This window comes from Nitrospirillum bahiense (genome assembly GCF_007828025.1).
Lineage (GTDB): Bacteria > Pseudomonadota > Alphaproteobacteria > Azospirillales > Azospirillaceae > Nitrospirillum > Nitrospirillum amazonense.
The window spans coordinates 1-17,442 of the sequence record NZ_VITO01000032.1; the positions used below are offsets into that span (position 1 = coordinate 1).

The 17,442-nt window shown below is 67.7% G+C and carries 18 protein-coding genes; 6 read left to right on the forward strand and 12 right to left on the reverse strand.

Annotated elements, in window-relative coordinates; all coding sequences use genetic code 11:
* Positions 1-780: 780 nt before the first annotated feature.
* The 3 genes from FBZ88_RS28325 to FBZ88_RS28335 all read left to right on the forward strand — a co-directional run bounded on the left by FBZ88_RS28325 (position 781) and on the right by FBZ88_RS28335 (position 4,309).
* Positions 781-2,442, forward strand: a complete 1,662-nt coding sequence (locus FBZ88_RS28325) for a S8 family peptidase (protein WP_246138901.1) — start codon at positions 781-783, stop codon at positions 2,440-2,442.
* A 521-nt stretch (positions 2,443-2,963) separates the two neighbouring features.
* On the forward strand, positions 2,964-3,461 hold the full coding sequence (locus FBZ88_RS28330) for a MarR family winged helix-turn-helix transcriptional regulator (RefSeq protein ID WP_145620327.1): 498 nt from the start codon (positions 2,964-2,966) through the stop codon (positions 3,459-3,461).
* The gene (locus FBZ88_RS28335) at positions 3,458-4,309 is read left to right on the forward strand and encodes a CPBP family intramembrane glutamic endopeptidase (RefSeq protein WP_145620328.1); all 852 of its coding nucleotides are present in this window, start codon (positions 3,458-3,460) and stop codon (positions 4,307-4,309) included. Before FBZ88_RS28330 ends, FBZ88_RS28335 begins: the two co-directional genes overlap by 4 nt.
* Positions 4,310-4,312: 3 nt before the next feature.
* On the opposite strand, the gene FBZ88_RS28340 is transcribed toward FBZ88_RS28335, so the two are convergent.
* Together FBZ88_RS28340 and FBZ88_RS28345 are read right to left on the reverse strand one after the other, a co-directional pair.
* Positions 4,313-4,837: a GFA family protein gene (locus FBZ88_RS28340; protein WP_211102834.1), complete on the reverse strand. Its 525-nt coding sequence runs from the start codon at positions 4,835-4,837 to the stop codon at positions 4,313-4,315.
* Positions 4,838-4,969: 132 nt separating this feature from the next.
* Positions 4,970-5,716 (reverse strand): glucose 1-dehydrogenase, encoded by a 747-nt coding sequence (locus tag FBZ88_RS28345; RefSeq protein WP_145620329.1) that lies wholly within the window; start codon positions 5,714-5,716, stop codon positions 4,970-4,972.
* Between the two features lie 145 nt (positions 5,717-5,861).
* On the opposite strand from FBZ88_RS28345, the gene FBZ88_RS28350 reads away from it, so the two are divergent.
* Complete coding sequence (locus FBZ88_RS28350) at positions 5,862-6,158, forward strand: ArsR/SmtB family transcription factor (protein ID WP_246138894.1); 297 nt, start codon at positions 5,862-5,864, stop codon at positions 6,156-6,158.
* Between the two features lie 14 nt (positions 6,159-6,172).
* On the opposite strand, the gene FBZ88_RS28355 is transcribed toward FBZ88_RS28350, so the two are convergent.
* A complete protein-coding gene (locus FBZ88_RS28355) occupies positions 6,173-7,810 on the reverse strand; it encodes a GMC family oxidoreductase (protein ID WP_145620331.1) in 1,638 nt (545 codons plus the stop codon).
* Between the two features lie 91 nt (positions 7,811-7,901).
* On the reverse strand, positions 7,902-10,262 hold the full coding sequence (locus FBZ88_RS28360) for a beta-glucosidase family protein (protein ID WP_246138895.1): 2,361 nt from the start codon (positions 10,260-10,262) through the stop codon (positions 7,902-7,904).
* 220 nt (positions 10,263-10,482) lie between these two features.
* Between FBZ88_RS28360 and FBZ88_RS28365 the strand changes: the two genes are divergently transcribed.
* Positions 10,483-10,854, forward strand: coding sequence for a hypothetical protein (locus FBZ88_RS28365; RefSeq protein WP_145620332.1), 372 nt, complete (start codon positions 10,483-10,485; stop codon positions 10,852-10,854).
* 4 nt (positions 10,855-10,858) lie between these two features.
* On the opposite strand, the gene ftrA is transcribed toward FBZ88_RS28365, so the two are convergent.
* The 6 genes from ftrA to FBZ88_RS28395 all read right to left on the reverse strand — a co-directional run bounded on the left by ftrA (position 10,859) and on the right by FBZ88_RS28395 (position 14,100).
* Positions 10,859-11,851: a transcriptional regulator FtrA gene (gene ftrA, locus FBZ88_RS28370; protein ID WP_145620333.1), complete on the reverse strand. Its 993-nt coding sequence runs from the start codon at positions 11,849-11,851 to the stop codon at positions 10,859-10,861.
* Positions 11,852-11,936: 85 nt separating this feature from the next.
* The gene (locus FBZ88_RS28375) at positions 11,937-12,290 is read right to left on the reverse strand and encodes a hypothetical protein (protein WP_145620334.1); all 354 of its coding nucleotides are present in this window, start codon (positions 12,288-12,290) and stop codon (positions 11,937-11,939) included.
* Positions 12,287-12,622 (reverse strand): hypothetical protein, encoded by a 336-nt coding sequence (locus FBZ88_RS28380; RefSeq protein WP_186464644.1) that lies wholly within the window; start codon positions 12,620-12,622, stop codon positions 12,287-12,289. Before FBZ88_RS28380 ends, FBZ88_RS28375 begins: the two co-directional genes overlap by 4 nt.
* A gap of 153 nt (positions 12,623-12,775) precedes the next feature.
* Positions 12,776-13,123 carry a VOC family protein gene (locus FBZ88_RS28385; RefSeq protein ID WP_145620336.1) on the reverse strand — a complete coding sequence of 116 codons (348 nt, stop codon included), beginning with the start codon at positions 13,121-13,123 and terminating at the stop codon, positions 12,776-12,778.
* Positions 13,124-13,216: 93 nt separating this feature from the next.
* Positions 13,217-13,735, reverse strand: a complete 519-nt coding sequence (locus FBZ88_RS28390) for an RES family NAD+ phosphorylase (RefSeq protein WP_186464645.1) — start codon at positions 13,733-13,735, stop codon at positions 13,217-13,219.
* Entirely contained in the window at positions 13,732-14,100 is a 369-nt protein-coding gene (locus FBZ88_RS28395) for an antitoxin Xre/MbcA/ParS toxin-binding domain-containing protein (protein ID WP_145620337.1), read from the reverse strand. The genes FBZ88_RS28390 and FBZ88_RS28395 overlap by 4 nt, the downstream gene beginning before the upstream one ends.
* 187 nt (positions 14,101-14,287) lie before the next feature.
* Between FBZ88_RS28395 and FBZ88_RS28400 the strand changes: the two genes are divergently transcribed.
* Positions 14,288-14,710: a rhodanese-like domain-containing protein gene (locus FBZ88_RS28400; RefSeq protein WP_145620338.1), complete on the forward strand. Its 423-nt coding sequence runs from the start codon at positions 14,288-14,290 to the stop codon at positions 14,708-14,710.
* 5 nt (positions 14,711-14,715) lie between these two features.
* Here FBZ88_RS28400 and FBZ88_RS28405 read toward each other — a convergent pair whose 3' ends face one another.
* Positions 14,716-15,192 carry a GNAT family N-acetyltransferase gene (locus FBZ88_RS28405; protein WP_145620339.1) on the reverse strand — a complete coding sequence of 159 codons (477 nt, stop codon included), beginning with the start codon at positions 15,190-15,192 and terminating at the stop codon, positions 14,716-14,718.
* Between the two features lie 57 nt (positions 15,193-15,249).
* Complete coding sequence (locus FBZ88_RS28410) at positions 15,250-17,313, reverse strand: methyl-accepting chemotaxis protein (protein WP_145620340.1); 2,064 nt, start codon at positions 17,311-17,313, stop codon at positions 15,250-15,252.
* Between the last annotated feature and the right edge of the window lie 129 nt (positions 17,314-17,442).

The window sequence follows — 17,442 nt, forward strand, 5'->3', positions numbered from 1 at the left end:
GATCGGCCGGAGCGGATGATCCGCCCGTACCCGCATCTCAAGATCAACGTAGGAAAACAACTCCCCCGACCGTTCGTCCGATCCCCGCATGCCGCTCTCGGCTCCGTTCCAAGGCCAACAGTGAATCATGCTGAAACTCAGGCAGCCACAGGCTTTTTCAACAGCCTGCTAGAAGTATACAGTCGTCCGGATGAGCGGCTGAAGAAAGATAGCCTGGATTCAAGCGGCCTTGCGTTGCTTCGTAGCCACTTGCAAACCGAAAACGGCATTACCTCTGAGGTCGCAACGCTATTCGCTTCCGCTGCCGGTGTCGCTAAGCTGCGTAAGAAGGTCGAACAGTTCCGCACCGAAAACACGCCCGATCGGGAAAAAGACGGAGTGATCGTTCCCGGCCGACCAAAGAACGCCGATCTGGTACAAAGCATTGCTGCAATCGTTGAAGCCGGCCTCCGCGCACTTTGGCGCAGTCCCCAAGCCAAGTTCCCCGCTAACGCTGGCTCCGTGCATTGGGAGATCTGGCTCGAGCCCGACCAGGCCGAATCATTCATCCAGCGGGCGGTCGGCCTTGGTGTCCTGATAGGCGCAGATCGACTCCATTTCCCCGAAGATATCGTGGTCATTGGTGAAGCAACACGCGATCAACTGGCACTTGCCGTGCGACGACTGGGTGGCGTACGTGCGCTGGCCGCACCGACAGTCACCGCCGACTATTTCGACAGCCTAGACGCACAGGAGCAGGCAGCATGGGTCGGCGAACTGTCGCAGCGCACGACCTTTACCATGGATCCAAACGCCAGCTACATCACCCTGCTTGACACCGGCGTCAGTCGCGCGCATCCGCTCATCCAGCCGGCGCTTGCGGCGGCGGACCGTCACGCCGCCAATCCGGCCTGGGGCCTGGAGGATATTAAGGGGCATGGTACCCAGCTTGCCGGGCTTGCGCTGTTCGGCGATCTTACGCCTAAGCTACAGGACATGTTACCTGTCTCAGTTGGTCACCGGCTGGAATCGGTCAAACTGTTGCCCGATGCCGGCTTCAATCCCCATCACCTGCTCGGAGCGGTAACGCGCAACGCCATTGATGCCGTCGAGATGACCATCCGGCGGCGCACCTTTACGATGGCGACCACCACCAGCGACGACACGCCCCATGATGGTGCACCGACCTCCTGGTCTAGCGAGATCGATCAACTCACGGCCGGCGTCTCGGGCAAATGCAGTGATCCACGGTTGATCCTCATCTCCGCTGGTAATATCGACGCCATGACCTCCGGGGCCGGGCATTATCTGGAAACCTGCGACCATCCGGACAGCGAATTGGAATCGCCTTCCCAGGCTTGGAACGCAGTCTGTGTGGGCGCGTATACGGAAAAGGCAATGCTGCCGCCAGGCGAGAGCTATACCGCACTCGCCCCTTCGGGTGATCTTTCGCCTGCATCGCGCACAGCATCCTGGACGTCGCAGTGGCCGCTCAAGCCCGATGTCGTATTGGAGGGAGGTAATTGGGCCGCAGGCACGGTCCCGCCCCCGCTGACCCATGGCTGGCTATCGCTATTAACTACCGATCACAACTATCCGCGGCACTCCTTTTGCTTCAGCCATGACACCAGCGCGGCAACCGCGCTCGCCGCGAAGCAAATTACGGAATTATGGTCCGACTATCCAAGCCTGTGGCCTGAGACGATCCGTGGTCTCTATGTGTCGTCTGCACGCTGGACCGAGCAGATGAAATCGCATCTACCCGCTAATCCGTCCAAAGGCGCCTATGCACTGCTGTTTCGGCGCTATGGCTATGGTGTGCCAGACCTACAGCGGGCGCGGCGCAGCGCATCCAACGCGCTCACGCTCATCGTCCAAGATGAAATTACACCATATGGGCTTTCCGAGAAAACTGGCGGCGACGTGCACAAGGAGTTACGGCTGTTCGAGCTTCCCTGGCCGGTCGAGGAACTGCGCAAGCTCGGCAGTGCCTTGGTCACGCTAAGGGTAACGCTGAGCTCCTTCGTCGCCCCCAATCCTTCGGAAGCATCGCGGGGGTCACGGTATCGCTATGCATCACACAACCTCCGCTTCAAGCTCAACCGCGCGGGCGAGAATGTGCAGCAGTTCCTCGCTCGCATCACCAGGCTAGCCGAACCGGTCGACGGGCCGCCTAACGAGGAGGACGACTCCTGGACGTTTGGCAGTACCCGCCGTGATGTCGGCTCGTTGCATATCGATCAGCTGACATGCCGTGCGTCCGATCTTGCTCGCCGCAACTTGCTCGCCGTGCATCCTGTCGCAGGCTGGTGGAAGAATAAGAAGTTGCTGGAGAAGACCCTGCCAATGGTCCGTTTCGCACTGATCATCGAGATCGATGCGAGTGAACTGGAGACCAAACTCTATACCGAGGTGGCCACTAGCATCACAGCTCTGGCCAAAGCGCAGATCATTGTTGGCTGACCCTCCCAAGGCGCCGGGCGCGAATTCGGATTTTCGCACGCCTCAAAAACGAATGGCCACCTTCGAGATGAGGGGCGATTGCAGAGGACGGCTGTAGATGCGCGCATATGCACTTTCAAAATGATCGCTGGTGGCGTCTGCTATCAGGAAGCCGCAAAGTTGATCTCAACGGCCTCCTTGGGGCGCAAAGCGGACAGAAGCGGTTTTCTCAAGCTATAGCGTCAAATCCAGAGGTTTTCGCATCGAGAATGGCAGGGCCTGATCAAGTTATGTGTCAGATCACCCTGCGGCCTTGGCGGCCCGCCTCGCCCGCCCTTCTCACTTTATGGGTCAGCCCTCATGTGTTGCCCGATGACGGATTTTGCGAAGGGTCACACTATCCGGAGCGCTTACGCTTTCTTCCCAATAGAGATTCGGGCGTCCCAGCCTTGAGGACGTTCTGACCGGGAGGTCCCGGGCCGCCCGGCAATGAGCTAAGAAAATTATATCATTGCTTATATAAGTGGTGATATTGTCGCCGCATGAAACAGGGATTGGGAACTCAGCTGCGGCATCTGATTGACCTGCTCGACGGGGCGGTCGATGCCGCCTATGGCGAGGCGGGGCTGGATTACCGGCCGCGCTACACGCCCATCATGCGGGTGTTGGCGGCGCACGGCAGCCTGACCATCGGCCGCATCGCCGAACTGGCCGGCATCACGCAGCCGGCGGTGACACAGACCTTGGCGCTGATGAAGGCGGACAAGCTGGTGTCCATCACCGCCAGCGACAGCGACGCGCGTCAGCGCCTGGTCCGGCTTAGCGACCATGGCGTGTCCCTGCTGGGCCGGCTGCAGGACTGCTGGGACAGGACCCGCCAGGCCGCCGACAGCCTGGATGCCGATCTGCCCTATCCCCTGTCCCAATGCCTGCGCGAGGCTATCGAGGCCTTGCACAAGCGCCCGTTCGGCGACCGTATCCGCGCCGCCCACCACTCACGGCCAGATGCCACCTTATCCCCCAACCCGGAAAGCGAATGATGGATCACACCTTGGCCCTGGCCGTCCCCCGCCCCCGCTTCGGCATGCGTCTGATGGCCCACCCGCTGGTGCGCATCCTCATCGGCACGCTGCTCACCTTCGCGCCGGTGCCGCTGGTGATGATCCTGGCCACCAAGCTGGTGGATAAGCCGTACCGCGTCGTGTGGCCGCAACTGCTAGCGGCGGCCTTCGTCTGGTTGGGCTATCGCTTCTATGTGCGGCGCATTGAAAAGCGCCGGGTGACGGAACTGGCGCTGCCCCAAGCGCCGCGCGAACTGGGCCTTGGCCTGCTGCTGGGTGGCGCCATGGTGACGGCTGTCTTCGCGCTGCTGGCCCTGTTGGGCGTCTATCGGGTCGATGGGGTGAACGGTGTCAGCCTGGCGCTTTTCCTGCCCTTGGCCGAACTGGTGCTGGTCGCGCTGGCGGAAGAGGCGGTGTTCCGCGGCATCGTGTTCGGTGTGACCGAACGGGCCTGGGGCAGCCGCGCCGCCCTTGCCATTTCCGCCCTGCTGTTCGGCCTGGTGCATCTGCCCAACGAAGGCATCTCAGTGCTGGCGGTGGCGGCCGCCTGCGCCTTCGGCCTGCTGCAGTCGGCCATTTACATGAAGACGCGCCGCCTGTGGCTGTGCATCGGCAGCCATGTGGCCTGGAATTACAGTGTGGGCCAGGTGTTCTCGGTCCCCGTATCGGGCCATGCCGTCACGTCCGGCCTGGCGCGCGGGGATCTGGCCGGCGCGCCATGGCTGACCGGCGGGGCCTTCGGGGTCGAAGGCTCGCTGGTCTCGCTGGTGGTGATCGCCATCGCCGCCCTGGTCTGGCTGCGCCTGGCCTTCAGGCGCTCCGCCTGACGGTCACGGCACGCCCTCGACGGCCGGGCGCCGGAACCCCATGGCGGCCCAGGCGCCCAGCAGCTTCAGCATAAATATGCCGGAAACGCCGGGATGGTTGGCCATGTCATCAGGCAAGGCCGCCCCCGGGGGACGGGCGGCGGTCATCACCCGCATGGTGGCCGGCGGGATGGTGCGGGGCAGGCGGCCGCGATAAACGGTCAGCCAATGGCCCTTGGTGAAATCCAGGAACATGGCGGTGTCGCAGCAACGCGCGTACAGGCGCCGCGTCGGCGACTTCGGGTCCAGCCGCCGCTCCTCCAGCAACTCCCCGCCCCGGACGCAGCGGACGCGGTCCTTGCGGTACAGGACGTAATCCGTCCCGCCATCCGCGGCCAGGGCGACATCGGCGCCGGGCTTGGCCTGATGCCGGCGGCCCGCCTCCTGGCAACTGGCGCAATAACAAATGCCGTGCAAGATGGGGGCGCCGACGATCTCAAGTTCCACCTTGCCGCACCGGCAGGATGCCGAGGTGTGCCCTTCCGTCATGTCGCGTCGCCTTCCATGAACCCAGGGACCGGGTACCCGCACTATGGCGCGGAAGTGCTGTTGCGCCAAGCCGCCTGGCAGCCTCATCGTAAATGTGTGCTCCCCCATGAGGGGGAGCACACTGCATGCGACTCAGCGCAGGCCGCCGCTGGCGGTCAACCGTTCGCCGGTCAGCCAGCGGGCGTCGTCGGAGGCGAGGAAGACGGCGACGGCCGCGATGTCGTCCGGCCGGCCTATGCGGCCCAGCGGGGTCTGCGCCACGAAGCCGTGTTCCAGGTCAGAGCCGACGACACCGGCGGTATGCGTGCCTTCGGTCTCAACCAGGCCCGGGTTGATGGCGTTCACCCGGATCTTGCGCGGGCCCAGTTCATTCGCCAGCACGCCGGTGATGACGTCCACCGCGCCCTTGGTCCCGGTATAGACGGCCGAGTTCGGCATGAGCACGCTGGTGACGGCGGACGAGATGTTGATGACGCTGCCACCTTCGCCCAGGTGCTTCGCGGCCGCCTGGGTGGTCAGCAGCAGGCCCAGCACGTTGACGTCGAATATGCGGCGGTAATGCGCCTCGGTCACCTCCTCGATGGCGGCGAATTCGTAAACGCCGGAGTTGTTGACCAGGATGTCCAGGTGGCCGAATTCCTTGATCGCCGCGTCGATCAGGCCCTGCGCCTGGTCGGCCTTGGTGACGTCGCCCTGCACGGCGATGGCCTTGCCGCCCGCCGCCGTGATTGCCTGGACCGCCGCGTCCGCGCCGGCCTTGCTCGACGCGTAGTTGACCACCACGGCGGCGCCTTCCGCCGCCAGCGCCTTGGCGATGCCGGCGCCGATACCCTTGGAGGCACCCGTCACCACGGCGACCTTACCGGTAAGCTTTCCCATGTTTTCCGTTCCCTTTTGAGTCGGGGAAGCCGAAGGATGCCGGCTTCGTCCCATAGTTCGGAATATCGGAACTATTGAAGCGGGCAACAAGCCCCCTCATATTAAAAAAATCATGAGGCCTCTCTTTCATCCCGCGGTCGGAGATATGCGACCGGAAGCCATCCTTCACGCCCTGTCCGATCCCGTGCGCGCGGCGATCTTCACCCAGATTTCTGGGCAGGGCTGCGTGGAGGCTTGCTCGGATGTCGCGGTCGTGGGCGACAAGGCCATCCCGAAATCCTCGCTGTCCCACCATATCAAGGTGCTGCGCGAGGCTGGGCTGATCCGGTGTGAGCGGCACGGCGTGGAAATGCGCAACCATTCGCGCTGTTCCGAGGTGGATCAGCGCTTCCCGGGCCTTATCGCGGCCATCCTGGGCGCCTACGCGCTGGTCCAGGCATAGAGTTCGCCGCCCCGCTAACGCCCATCTTCCAGTATCATTGCCGCTGCCCTTTCCGCGATCATCATGGTGGGCGACGCGGTGTTGCCCGAGGTGATGCGCGGCATGACGGAGGCGTCGGCCACACGCAGGCCCCGCACGCCGATGACGCGCAGGCGGGCGTCGGTGACGGCGTGCGGATCATCGGGCGCGCCCATGCGGGCGGTGCCCACGGGGTGGAAGATGGTGGTGCCCACATCGCCGGCGGCCTGTGCGATGTCGGCATCGCTCTGCAGATGGGTGCCGGGCTTGTATTCCTCCGGTTTGAAGGCGGCCAGCGCCGGGGCCTGGGCGATGCGGCGGGCCAGGCGCAGGCTATCCACCGCCACCCGCCGGTCCTCTTCCGTCGCTAGGTAATTGGGCTGGATCAGGGGGGCGTCGGTGGCATCGGGGCTGCGCGCGTGGATGCTGCCCCGGCTGGTGGGGCGCAGATTGCAGACGCTGGCGGTGAAGGCGCCGAAGGGGTGCAGCGCGTCACCGAACTTGTCCAGCGACAGGGGCTGGATGTGGAATTGCAGGTTGGGGGTGGCGTATTCCGGCCCGCTGCGGGTGAAGGCGCCCAGCTGCGACGGCGCCATGGTCAGCGGCCCGCGCCGGCGCAGGGCATAGTCCAGCCCCATCCACGCCCGCCGGGGCAGGGACCTGTACAGCAGGTTCAGGGTGGACACGCCCGTCACCTTGAAGATGGGGCGCAGCTGCAGGTGGTCCTGCAGGTTCTCGCCCACCCCCGGGCGGTCGGCGATGACCTCCACGCCCAGGTCGCGCAGCCGCTGGCCGGCGCCGATGCCGGAGCGTTCCAGCAGGGCCGGTGTGGCCACGGCGCCGGTGGCCACCACCACCTCCCGCCGTGCCGCCAGGGTACGGATGCCCCCGGGTGCGCGCAGGCGCACGCCAGTGGCGCGTGTGCCCTCGAACACCAGGCGGTCGGCCAGGGCGCCGGTGATGACGGTCAGGTTGGGGCGGTGGCGGACAGGGTCGAGGAAGGCGCGGGCGGCACTCCAGCGCCTGCCGCCCTTCTGGTTCACCTGGAAATAGCCGCAGCCCTCGTTGTCGCCGCGGTTGAAATCCTCTGTGCGGGGTATGCCGCACTGCTCGGCGGCGTCGATGACGGCATCCAGCAGGGCCCAGCGGATGCGCGGGTGGTCGACATGCCATTCGCCGCCGGCGCCATGGAACAGGCTGCTGCCCGCCACATGGTCCTCCTGCGCCAGGAAGATGGGCAGCACGTCGTCCCAGCCCCAGCCCTCCAGCCCCATCTGGCGCCAGCCGTCATAGTCGGCGGCCTGGCCGCGCATGTAGATCATGGCGTTGATGGCGGAGCAGCCGCCCAGCACCTTGCCGCGTGGATAGGCCAGGCTGCGGCCGTTCAATCCTGGCACCGCCTCGGTCTTGAACATCCAGTCGGCGCGGGGATTGCCGATGGCGAACAGATAGCCGACGGGGATGTGGAACCAGATCCAGTCGTCCTTGCCGCCGGCCTCCACCAAGGCCACGCGCACGCCCGGGTCGGTCGACAGCCGGTTGGCCAGCACGCACCCGGCCGAGCCCGCGCCCACGACGACGTAGTCGAAGATGTCGGCTTGGTCGAAGATGTCGGCTTGTGCGGCGGCGGACATGAGGCGTTCTCCCAGGCGGCTGTTTTGCCGCCAGTGTCGGCCCCAGGGGTGGGGCCTGGCAAGCGCCGGGGCGGCTTGCCAGGCGATCCCGTCACGGCTTCAGGGTCTGGGCCTTCAGCGTCACGGTCTGCTTCTCCCCCAGGCTCAGGGCGTCGCTGCCCAGGGCCACGGTGTAGCTGCCGGCCGCTACCTTCCACTCATGGGCCTGGGCGTCGAAATCGGCCAGCAGGCGCGGATCGACGCTGACACTGACCGTCTTCTTTTCGCCCGACTTCAGGTCCACCCGGCCAAAGCCCAGCAGGCGGGTGCGGTTGCCCTGCGGGCCCGACACCAGATAGACCTGCCCCACATCCTGGCCGGCGCGCTTGCCCGTGTTGCTCACGGTGAAGCTGATCTTCATCGCCTCACCTGCCTTGGTGCCGGCCGATGCCTTCAGCCCGCCTTGCGCGAAGGTGGTGTAGCTGAGGCCGTAGCCGAAGGGGAACAGGGGCGTCAGGCCCTTGGCCGCGTACCAGCGGTAGCCCACGTCCGACTTCTCCGGATAATGGGCGTCGATCAGCTTGGTGCGGTCGCGCTCATAGAAGCCGGCCAGCACCGGGCTGGGCAGCTGGCTTTCATCCTTGGGGAAGGTGATGGGCAGGTGGCCCGAGGGGTTCACGTCGCCGAACAGCACGTTGGCGATGGCCTGGCCGCCGCGCGTGCCGGGGTACCAAGCCTCCACCACGCCCGCGACCTTGTCCAGCCAGGGCATGGCGACGGGGCCGCCCGTCTCCAGCACCACGATGGTGTTGGGGTTGGCGGCGGCCACGGCGGCGATGACGGCGTCCTGGCCCTGGGGCAGGCTAAGATCCGGCACGTCCTGGCCTTCGATGTTCCATTGCGTGGCGAAGACGATGGCGATGTCCGCGTCCTTGGCGGCGGCCACGCTTTCGCTGACGTACCGGCCGTCGGCGAAGAACACGTTGTCCTTGCCGGCCTTGTCCTCGATGGCCTTCAGTGGCGCGTCGGGCTGATAGATGGCGTCGGAGATGTGGACCAGCTCACCGGTGCCGCCGATATGGACGAAGGCGCCGTTCTTGTAGTCATGGTTGGGCCCGTCGGCCGCCAGCACCTGGGATGAGCCGCCGCCCGACAGCACGCCCACATCCGCCAGGCCGCCGATGACGGCGATGCGCTTGCCCTTGGCGAAGGGCAGCACGTCACCCCTGTTCTTCAGCAGCACGATGCCCTGTTCGGCGACCGTGCGGGTGATGTCGGCGTGGGCCTGGAAGTCGATGGGGCCGGTGGGCGCCTTCACGTCGAACACGCCGGTGGCGAACAGGGAACGCAGGATGCGCCGCACCATGTCCGACACGCGGGCCGCCGGGATCTGGCCGCCCTCGACCGCCGCCTTCAGCGGCTTGTCGAAGAACACCTCCTTGTCGATCTGCTCACCCGACTGCTGGTCCAGTCCGTTGGTGACGGCGCTCAGCGCCGGGGTGGCGCCCCAGTCGGACATGACCCAGCCGGGATAGGCCCAATCCCCCTTCAGCACCTTGTTCAGCAGGAAGTCGCTGTCGCAGGCCCAGGGGCCGTTGACGCGGTTGTAGGAACACATGACCGAGCCGGGCTTGCCCGCCTCGATGGCGAACTGGAAGGCCAGCAGGTCGCTTTCGCGCAGCGGCGCCTCATCGATCACGGCGCTCACAGCGCGGCGGCTCGATTCCTGGCTGTTGATGGCGAAGTGCTTCACCGTCGCCACGATGTGCTGGTCCTGCGTGCCGCGGATGGCCTGGCCCGCCAGCGTGCCGGCCAGCAGGGGGTCCTCGCCCAGATATTCGAAGTTGCGGCCGTTCCGCGCCTCGCGCGTCAGGTTCACGCCGCCGCCCAGCAGGACGTTGAAGCCCTTGCGCGTCGCCTCGTCACCCACCATGGCGCCGCCCTGGTAGGCCAGTTCCGGGCTCCATGTCGCGGCGATGGCCAAGCCGGCGGGCAGGCCGGTGGCGCCGTCGGGGCGCAGGCGGTGCGGGGTGGCGACGCCCAGGCTGGCGTCCGTCTCGCGCAGCGCGGGGATGCCCAGGCGTGGCACGCCGGGGATGTAGCCGGCGGACCAGACGACGCCGTCGGGCAGGCCCTCGATCTTGTAGGGCAGGGCCATGATGCCGTGCAGCATGCCGATGCGCTCATCCAGGGTCAGCTGGCTTTCCAGCAGGCGCGCCCGTTCATCCGGCGACAGCTTGGTGTTCATCCACGGCCCCGGCACCGACGGGGTGGGCGGCACGGCGGCGGCGGTCGCCCGCGCCGACATCTCGGCCTCCAGCGCGATCTGGGCGTGGGCCGGCGAGGTCAGCACGCCCCCAATCATCAGGGCGCCCCCAATCATCAGCGCACTGAGGGCGGCACCGGCGGCAAGGCGGCGGGTGAAGGCACGGGGCGTGGAAGGCAGGCAGGACCCAAACGGCGCGTGGGGCACGAACGTCTACTCCCTAGTTTTATTGCCGCCGGAAGGGGTCCGGCGGGGCATATGACAACCTTGTCATATGGCGGGCACTCTAGGGTTTGGCCTGGACCGGCGCAACCGGTTTTGTGCGGCCCTGGCGGCAAGGCCGGATGGCTGATGGCCGAATGCGCGTCTAGGCCGCCGATGCGGCCCTGGGTTTGGCTGGAGCAAAATCCCTGTCAGGAGGAAGACGATGGCCGAGATCAAGACATCCGCCGGCACCACCATCCATATCGATGCCGGCGGCATCAGCACTCTGGTTGGTGGTCCATCGGGGACGGCGCTGGGCGGCTTGGCCGAAGGGGTGACGACGGCGGAGGCGCCGGACGCCCTGCTGGCCCGCCTGGATTTGGTCCAGGACTTCGCCCGCTTGACGCGGCCGGACGGGTCGGCGCTGTGGGTGCGGGGGTCGGCCGTATCGCTGCTGCGCCCGCCTCTGCCCACGGAAACTCCGCCGGGCGGCACGGGCAAGGCGACGCTGCTGGTCGGCGGGAGTCATCAGACGGTGGCCGAGGACGTCGCCGCCGTGCTGGCCGCCGTGAACGCCTGCGGGGGACAATTATAAGGGGTTACTCGGCCGCGTCGGCAAAACGGCCGCGGTAGGCGGCAGGGCTGGTGCGCAGGCGGGCGCGGAAATGGTGGCGCAGGGTGTCGGCGCTGCCGAAGCCGCAGTCGGCCGCCACCTGCTCCAGCGGCAGCGACGTGGCCTCCAGCAGGGTGCGGGCGCGGTTCAGCCGCTCCGTCAGGATCCAGTCCTTGGGGCTGGTGCCGGCGGCCTCGCGGAAGCGGCGGACCAGGGTGCGCTCGCTCATGCGCGCCTGGGATGCCAGGCGGGCCAGGGGCAGGTCCTGGTCCAGGTTGCGCCGGATCCAGTCGAACAGCGCCGACAGGGGCGCGGCCTCGTCGGCCAGCGGCGCCTCCACGAACTGGGCCTGGCCGCCGTCGCGATGGGGCGGGATGACCAGCCGGCGGGCCACCTGGTTGGCGACGCGGGCGCCATGGTCGCGGCGGATGATGTGCAGGCACAAATCCAGGCCGGCGGCGCTGCCGGCGGACGTCAGTACCGATCCCTCGTCCACGTACAGCACGTCCGGTTCCACGCGGATGTCGGGGAACCGCTCCGCCAGGGCCTGGGCATAGCGCCAGTGGGTGGTGGCGCGCTTGCCGGCCAGCACGCCGGCCGCCGCCAAAACGAAGACGCCGGAACAGATGGACACCAGCCGCGCCCCGGCGGCGTGCGCCCGGCGCAGCGCGTCCAGCAGGGCCGGCGGCGCCGGGGCATCCATGCCGCGCCAGCCGGGGATGATGACGGTGCCGGCGTCGGCCAGATCCTCCAGCCCGCCGTCGGCCAGCACCTGGATGCCGCCCATGGCGCGCATGGGGCCGGTGTCGGCGGCGCAGACGCGGAACTCGTACCAGTCCGCCATCTCCGGCCGGGGCAGACCGAACACCTCCACCGCCACGCCGAATTCGAACGTGCACAAGCCGTCATAGGCCAGGACGGCCACGGTGCGGTTGCGCGGCGGCGGCGGGGCAGGTGGGGCGGGGCGGCGCAGGGTCATGGCATCCCATGAAACACCGGCGTGGCGGGGGCGCCAAGGGGGCATCGCCGCCATGGCGGGAAATGCCCGCCTATTGGCGGAACGGCTATGGCGGCGCGCCCTCACCGTCAGGGGCCTTCATCGCGGCACCGCACCGCGGACAATGCCGGACGACATGGCCACTGACGATGCCGCAGGCGGGGCACAACCGGAATCCCGTCAATGCCGCGCCGATCATGAAGGGGGCGGCCACCGCCAGCGGCCAAGCCTGCGCCCAACCCCAGCGTGCCCAAGCGTAAAGGAAGACGGCCAGCGCAATGCCGGCATAGAGCCAGTGATAGGTCCGGTTGCGCCGCACCGGGTTGCCGGGAACCAGATGGCACCAGGCTATGGCGGCGGCCAACGGTGCCACGGCCAGGCCCAGCAGAATGCCGCCGATGGTGTTCCAAGCTGGCGTCATCGCTCATTCCCCGTATCCCGGAACGCGCGGCCACAATGGGCGCAATATTTCGGCGGAACCAGGCTGCGGGGCTGAACGGCGACGCCGCATTTGCCGCAGACGCGGGAGGTGGCCAGGGCCACGGCAGCTATGCCGCCCAGGAACAGCAAGCCGGGCCAGCCTCTGGCCAAGCCTACGTTCAGCACCAATGCGGTACCCATCAGGACGACGGGCATCGCGTAATAATAGGGCAGGATGGCGCGCCGCTCGGCGGGCTCCCCAGGAACGTGAAACAGCACGAAGCCAAAACCGAGGGCGAACAACCCGCCCAGAATCAACAACAGCAGGGCCAAGCTGTGCAGGGAATGGGCATGAACCATATGAACCTCCCATCCGGGCGGCTCCCCGTGACAACTGGGGCCACCCGCGATGGGGGCATTTTAAGGCAGTCCCGCCACCCCATGGTGCAGGACTGTGCCGTCCCAGCGTTGCGCGCTATGCGTGGGTCAATCCTGATGGGCGTCCGGCTGCATCACTGCCAGCTCATTGCCCGAGGGGTCGGTAAACTGGAAACGACGGCCTCCGGGAAAGCTGAAGGTCGGGCGGACGATGGTGCCGCCGGCGGCGGTCACGGCGGCCAGCGCCGCCTCCAGATCATCCACCTGTATGACCGTCAGGGGGGCTTTGGTCGCCTCCGCCGCGTCGGCCTGCAGGCCGATGTCCACGTCGCCCGTCATGGTGCAGGCGTAGGTGGGGCCGAAGCCGGTCAGCGACCAGCCGAAGGCCTGTTCGTAAAAGCGCTGTGATGCCGCGATGTCGCGCGTGGGCAGCTCAATGTAGTTGGGGCGGGCCATGGGATCACGTGCCTTTGTCCTGCGTTTGTCTGGTCGGACCTTCCTAGCCGCGCCGGGTGACAGAAGCTGTCAGCAGGATCGGCCCCCGGGGCATCAGCGCCACGACAGGTCGTTGCGGGGCAGGCGCCTGGCGTCGTCGATCACCCGCACCTGATGGGGCGGCATCGGTCCCCAGGTCCAGAAGACGGCGTTGATGTCGATGGCGCCGGCGCCGGGGGCGAAGCTGGGCACCACGATGCCGACATGCCCCGCCTGATGTAACCGCTGCGCGATTCGCCAGCTGCCTGGTATCTGGCCCCGATCGGCCAGGTCCTCCCAGGCACAGGCCAAGTCGGCCCCATCGATGCCATGGGCAGCCCGTTGGGCGGGGTCAGTCAAATCCACGACGCCCGCACAGTCCACTTCATAGGCCACCATCGTCATGGGCTGCGCCTTGAAGGGGAAGGCTTGCTGCGCCTCCAGCCAAGCCGTCTCAAGGCGGCGCGCGGTATACAGGGTTGGCATTCCCGGCGGGTTGAAGCGTCCGCCGAACCGGGCGGCCCCGTCGCCAGAGTCCGGCAGGAATGCCCAACGCGGGTTGTGTGCCCGGTAGACCAGGCCCGTCAGCCTCACGCGTAGCCGCCGACGGCGATGCGGCTCAGGTATCGCTTCACCGCCTCGGCCCGGCCTTCCTTCACCAGGTCCTCGGCCGTCTGATCGCCAAAGGATGGGATGGGCTGCGCCCGGTACCAGGCGAAGGCCTGGGGAAGGGAACCTGACCAGGCCAGGATGCGATTGATGATCTCCACCCCGTCGCGCAGCCGGGCCTGGGTGCTGGGCGCGCGCAACCGGCTGGATTTGGAGACAGCGTCGCGGGACAGGCCCATCGCGCCTGCCAGTTCGGTCTTGGTGATGCGCAATTGGGTTGCCAGGCGGTCGGTGGCGACCAAGCCATCGGGCGCCATCACTTCCGCCAGGAAGGCCACATGCGAGCCCATGGTCGCCTCATCAATTACCCGTGTCTAGGGACATAATGTGGGGCATCCGGGGCCTTCGCGCCAGCCTTTTTCCGTTTAGGCGCCGCTTGGCTGGAAGTGCCCACCTATTGGCGGGCGCGCCACTGGCGGGAATTTGGGCGCCGGGCGACAAAGTGCGCGTCACCATCGTCTGACAGGGATACCGATCATGACCACCGCTGCTTACATCCCCGCTTTCCCTTCCGTCGTCGCCAAGGCGCCGGCCGCCCCATCCCAGGCCGCGGCGGCTCATTTCGAAGCCAAGCTGGCGTTCGAGACCGACTGCGCCGACGTCTGGTACGCCACGAACCATGAGACCAAGGATTTCGTGCTGGTGGACGTGCGCACCCCGGCGCTGTACGCCGCCGGCCATGTGCCGGGGGCCGTCAACATCCCCACCCGGCAACTGAGCGAGGCGCGCCTGGCCGACTACCCCGCCGACACGCTGTTCGTCGTCTATTGCGCCGGGCCGCATTGCAACGGCTCCACCAAGGCGGCGTTGAAGCTGGCCAGGATGGGCCGTCCGGTGAAGGAGATGATCGGCGGCCTGACGGGCTGGATCGATGAGGGCCTGGGCCTGGCGCGGACCTGATCCGGTCAGGTCAGGACCTTGGCCATCTCGGTGGTCGGGGCCCAGCCTGCTTGCTCATACAGGGGGCGACCGGCGGACGTGGCGTGCAGGATGGCGTAGGCGACGCCGCGCCGCCGGAACTCCGCCTCCGCCAGAGCCATCAGCTGGCGCGCCAGGCCCCGGCGGCGGTGGGTGCGATCGACGTAGACGTTCAGGACATAGCCGCGCCGGCCTTCCCCGGGATGGGCGGGGTGGGGCGGCCAGTCGATCTCCATCAGGCCGATGCCAGCCGCGGCCGCGCCATCCGCACCTTCCAGGACGAAGCCGAAATAGCGTCCGTCCGCCAGGCGGGGCGCCAGCCAGTCGCGGAAGGGCGTCGCCATGGCCGCGATGGCGTCCTCCGGCCGGCCGGACTCGCGGAACATGGCGGCACGGTGCCGGCACACCAGGTCTAGGTCATTGGGTGTCAGCGGCCGATGGCTCAAGCGGTCCCTCAGATCCATGCGATCCCCCATGTGCATCGGGAATCCTTGTACGGCGAAGCAGGCCGCCAGGCCAGCTCAGGCCGTACGCACGCCGCCCAGGAAGCCTGCCACGTCGCCCTTCAGCCGCTCCGCCCGGTCAGTCATGGAGGTGGCGGCCTGGCGCAGGTCGCCCGCCACGGTGGTGGATTGTTCCACGGCCGTACGCACATCATCGATGCTGGCGGTGATCTGGTGGGTGGACATGGCCACCTCCTGCACATTGCGGGCGATCTCCTGCGTCGCCGCCCCCTGTTCCTCCACCGCCGCCGCGATGCCGGCGGTGATACCGCCCATGGTGTGGATGACGTCGGAGATGGCGCGCACCCCCGCCACGGCGCTGCGCGTCACCAATTGGATCTCCCCGATCTGGCGGGTGATCTCATCCGTCGCCTGGGCCGTCTGGTTGGCCAGGTTCTTGACCTCCGCCGCCACGACGGCGAAGCCCTTGCCCGCTTCGCCCGCCCGCGCCGCCTCGATGGTGGCGTTCAGGGCCAGCAAATTGGTCTGGCTGGCGATAGCCGTGATCAGGCCCACGATTTCCCCGATCTTGGCGCTGGCGGCGGCCAGGACGGCGATGGCCTGGTCCGTTTCCTCTGCCTTGGCCATGGCGTCGTTGGCGATGGTGGTGGACTGGGCCATCTGCCGGCTGATCTCTGAGATGGAGGCCGACAGTTCTTCCGCCGCGGCGGCCACGGTGTTGATGCCGCTGGACGCGGTCTGGGCGGCGCTGGCCACGGTGGAGGCCTGGCGGCTGGAATGTTGAGCCGTCTCCGTCATGGCGGCCGAGGTGGCGGCCAGATGGTCCGCCGCCTCCTCCATGGCGTTCAAGCCGACGGTGGCACGGCTGTCGAAGTCGCGGCACAGCCCGTCCACCGTCCGGGCACGGTCCAACGCCGCTTGACGGGCGGAGGCGGCCTCGCGCTCGGCCGCGCGGGCCTGGGCGGCGTTGTCGCGCAGCACGGTCAGGGCGGTCGCCATTGCACCCACCTCGTCCTGCACGCGCGGTGTGGCAATGGCCACCTCCAGGTCGCCCTCCGCCAGGCGGGTGATGGCCTGGGTCAGGTCCTTGATCGGCTGGGTCACGCGGCGGCGCAGCACCCAGGCCACCAGGGCGGTGATGACGGCGACGAAGGCCAGGGTCAGGCCGCCCAGCACCAGGCGCAGGCGCGCTTCCGCCAGGGCGTCGCGGTCCATGTCGCGCGCCGTCTCCAGCGCGCGGTCGCGCAGGATCAGGGCGTTGTCCAGCATGGGGCTGGTCCAGGCCCGCCAGGCGGCGTTGTCCATGGGGCTGGGGGCACCGGTGCGGGCCGCCTCCAGGATGGCCTGGTAGCGCGGCTCACCCTCCTTCATCAGGGTGGCCTCCTCGGTCGCCAGCGCCTCGGCCAGCTTGGCCGGGCTGCCCAGATTGGCCACGGCCTGGGTCTGCAGCCGCCACAGGGTGGCCACCTGGCCGGTCAGCTGGGTGGCGGTCAGCAGGCGCTTGGCGTCCAGCGCCTGACCCGCCTGGAACAGGCTGAGGATGGCGGAACGGGTGCCGGCGGCGGCGCGCAGGTCCTGCGCCATGGCGGCGATCTGCAGGGGCACCGTCAGGTCAGCGGATGAGGCGGCGGTACGGCGGAAGGCCAGGTCGGCCGCATGGTCCACCGCGCCGGCCGCGGCGGCGATACCCTCCTGCATGCGCCCCGCGCCGTCCGCCGCCCGGTCGGCCTTTGCCTTGGCGGTTTCGGTCTTGGCGCCGGCCCGCATGTCGGCCAACAGCTTTTCCGCCTGGCCCAGGCCGGCCGGATCCAGGTGCGCGGCGGCGGTGCTGCCCCGGGCGGCGGTCAGGGCGGCGTCCGTGGCCGCCATGGCCTTGCCCGGCGCGCTGCCGGCACCGGTGTCAGCCGGGCCGTCCGCGCTGAAGGCGCCGTTCCAGGCGGCCCGTTCCGACGCCAGCAGGGCGCCCAACCTGAGGGTGTCGCCATAGGCCGTCAGGCTGCGCCCGGCGGCGGCCTGGGCCGCCAGGTCCCGGGCGGCGACGAAGGCGATGATGCCCGACAAGGCGACGGCCAGGGCGGCGACGCCGCCGATCCCCGACAAGACGGTCTTGCTGATATTCACGGGGTACCTCCTGGCTTGCCTGACGTGAACAGGGCGCCTTCCGCCAAATATAGCGATATAGCGTCCAGGTTAAGGTTGCATGAACCATGACCCATAGCTTAGGCCGGGACCAGCGCCGGGATACGCAAT

Excerpts from the sequence above, each read along its gene's own strand:
- FBZ88_RS28325 (WP_246138901.1), top strand. The coding sequence starts at position 781 with ATGGATCCAAACGCCAGCTACATCACCCTGCTTGACACCGGCGTCAGT.
- FBZ88_RS28330 (WP_145620327.1), top strand. The coding sequence starts at position 2,964 with ATGAAACAGGGATTGGGAACTCAGCTGCGGCATCTGATTGACCTGCTC.
- FBZ88_RS28335 (WP_145620328.1), top strand. The coding sequence starts at position 3,458 with ATGATGGATCACACCTTGGCCCTGGCCGTCCCCCGCCCCCGCTTCGGC.
- FBZ88_RS28340 (WP_211102834.1), bottom strand. The coding sequence starts at position 4,837 with ATGACGGAAGGGCACACCTCGGCATCCTGCCGGTGCGGCAAGGTGGAA.
- FBZ88_RS28345 (WP_145620329.1), bottom strand. The coding sequence starts at position 5,716 with ATGGGAAAGCTTACCGGTAAGGTCGCCGTGGTGACGGGTGCCTCCAAG.
- FBZ88_RS28350 (WP_246138894.1), top strand. The coding sequence starts at position 5,862 with ATGCGACCGGAAGCCATCCTTCACGCCCTGTCCGATCCCGTGCGCGCG.
- FBZ88_RS28355 (WP_145620331.1), bottom strand. The coding sequence starts at position 7,810 with ATGTCCGCCGCCGCACAAGCCGACATCTTCGACCAAGCCGACATCTTC.
- FBZ88_RS28365 (WP_145620332.1), top strand. The coding sequence starts at position 10,483 with ATGGCCGAGATCAAGACATCCGCCGGCACCACCATCCATATCGATGCC.
- ftrA (WP_145620333.1), bottom strand. The coding sequence starts at position 11,851 with ATGACCCTGCGCCGCCCCGCCCCACCTGCCCCGCCGCCGCCGCGCAAC.
- FBZ88_RS28375 (WP_145620334.1), bottom strand. The coding sequence starts at position 12,290 with ATGACGCCAGCTTGGAACACCATCGGCGGCATTCTGCTGGGCCTGGCC.
- FBZ88_RS28385 (WP_145620336.1), bottom strand. The coding sequence starts at position 13,123 with ATGGCCCGCCCCAACTACATTGAGCTGCCCACGCGCGACATCGCGGCA.
- FBZ88_RS28395 (WP_145620337.1), bottom strand. The coding sequence starts at position 14,100 with ATGGGCTCGCATGTGGCCTTCCTGGCGGAAGTGATGGCGCCCGATGGC.
- FBZ88_RS28400 (WP_145620338.1), top strand. The coding sequence starts at position 14,288 with ATGACCACCGCTGCTTACATCCCCGCTTTCCCTTCCGTCGTCGCCAAG.
- FBZ88_RS28405 (WP_145620339.1), bottom strand. The coding sequence starts at position 15,192 with ATGGATCTGAGGGACCGCTTGAGCCATCGGCCGCTGACACCCAATGAC.